1 protein-coding gene and 1 pseudogene are annotated in these 1,839 nt (G+C 73.1%); one reads left to right on the forward strand and one right to left on the reverse strand.

What is annotated here, in order from left to right; genetic code table 11:
• Positions 1-226, forward strand: a pseudogene (locus PROKR_RS34660) (PLP-dependent aminotransferase family protein); the annotation flags it as partial.
• A gap of 29 nt (positions 227-255) precedes the next feature.
• Here the strand turns inward: PROKR_RS34660 and PROKR_RS11570 are convergent.
• A partial coding sequence (locus tag PROKR_RS11570; RefSeq protein ID WP_051432897.1) for an ABC transporter ATP-binding protein occupies positions 256-1,839 on the reverse strand: 1,584 nt, incomplete at its 5' end.

The following is a 1,839-nucleotide window of genomic DNA, read 5'->3' on the forward strand; positions in this document are numbered from 1 at the left end:
GCTCGCCGGGCCGCTGGCCGGCATGTACTCGACCTGGCACACGAGCGCCGCGGCGGCCCAGGCGGCGCGGACCTCCGCCCGCGCCGCCGGGTTCGACGTCCGGCTCCTTGCGGACTACTGCCGCAGCGCACACCTGACAGGCCTCGTGCTCGGCTTCGGCGGCGTGACCGACGCCGAGCTCGACCGGGCGCTGGAGGCGATCGTCAGCGGCCTGCGTGGCCGCTGACGATCACCCCCGGAGCCCGGACGAGCACCTCACACCAGCGAGTCCTGCCACGCCTCGTGCAGCCGCGCGTACCGCCCGTCGCCCGCGATCAGCTCTGCGGGCGTGCCGTCCTCGACCACGGCGCCGTGCTCCATCACGAGCACCCGGTCGGCGATCGCGACCGTGGAGAGCCGGTGCGCGATGATGATTGCCGTCCGGTCGGCCAGCAGGGTCTGCAGGCCCCGCTGCACCAGCCGCTCACCCGGCATGTCGAGGGACGATGTCGCCTCGTCGAGCACCAGCACCGCCGGGTCGGCGAGGAACGCCCGCGCGAACGACAGCAGCTGCCGCTGCCCGGCCGAGACCCGCCCGCCGCGCTTGTTCACGTCGGTGTCGTACCCGTCGGGCATCTCCATGACGAACTCGTGCGCGCCCACGGCCCGCGCCGCCGCCTCGATCTCCTCCTGGGACGCGCCCGGCCGGCCGAGCGCGATGTTCTCCCGTACGGACCCGCTGAACAGGTACGCCTCCTGCGTGACCATGACGACGGCGCGCCGCAGGTCGGTCGAGGACAGGTCGCGCACGTCGATCCCGTCCAGCCGCACGGCGCCGGCGGACGCGTCGTAGAAGCGCGTGACCAGCTTCGCCACCGTGGACTTGCCGGCGCCCGTGGTGCCGACCACGGCCACGGTCTGCCCGGCCGGGATGGTGAGGTCCAGGTCCGGCAGCACCACGGGGCCCTCGCCGTACTGGAACCGCACGTGATCCAGCCGCAGCTCACCCCGTGCCTGGCCGCCGGCCGGCGCCAGCGGCGTCGGGTTCGCGGGCTCGACGACGGTGGGCTCCTCGGCGAGCAGGCCGGAGACCTTCTCCAGGGCCGCCGTCGCGGACTGGAACGCGTTGTAGAACATGCCGAGCTGCTGCACCGGCTGGAAGAACCGCTTGCAGTAGAGCAGCACCGCCGCGAGCACGCCCACCTCGAGCGCCCCGTCCAGCACCCGCCAGCCGCCGACCGCGAGCGCCGCGACGACCGTCAGGTTGCCGATCAGGATCAGGCCCGGCTGGAACCGGCCGTTGACGCCGAAGATCTGCAGGTTGGCGTCGCGGTAGTCCTCGCCGAGCTTGCCGTAGTCCGCCTCGGTGGTGGGCTCGCGACGGAACGCCTGGACGGCGCGCATGCCGGTCATGGTCTCGACGAACTTGACGATGAGCCGGGCCGACGCCGTCCGCTGCTCCCGGTAGTACCGCTGGGACATGCGCTGGAACCAGCGGGTGAGCAGCCAGGCCGGGATGAACGCGACGGCGAGCACGAGGCCGGAGCGCCAGTCGATGAGCAGCAGGCTCACGAAGGTGAACACCATGAGCAGCAGCGAGGAGACGACGCCGGTCAGGCCGCCGTCGAGCAGCTCGCGCAGCGCCTCCAGGTCGGAGGTCTGCCGGGAGATGATGCGGCCCGAGGTGTACGACTCGTGGAACTCGAGCGAGAGCCGCTGGGTCTGGCGGAAGACCCGGCGGCGCAGGTCGAGCAGCACGGCCTGGGCGATGCGCGCCGCGGCCCGCACGTAGGCACCGGCCGCGACGCCGCCGAGCACGGCCGCGACGAGGTACCCGGCCCCGGTCAGGACCAGCGGGGG

This window comes from Promicromonospora kroppenstedtii DSM 19349 (assembly GCF_000515355.1).
Classification (GTDB): Bacteria; Actinomycetota; Actinomycetes; order Actinomycetales; family Cellulomonadaceae; genus Promicromonospora; species Promicromonospora kroppenstedtii.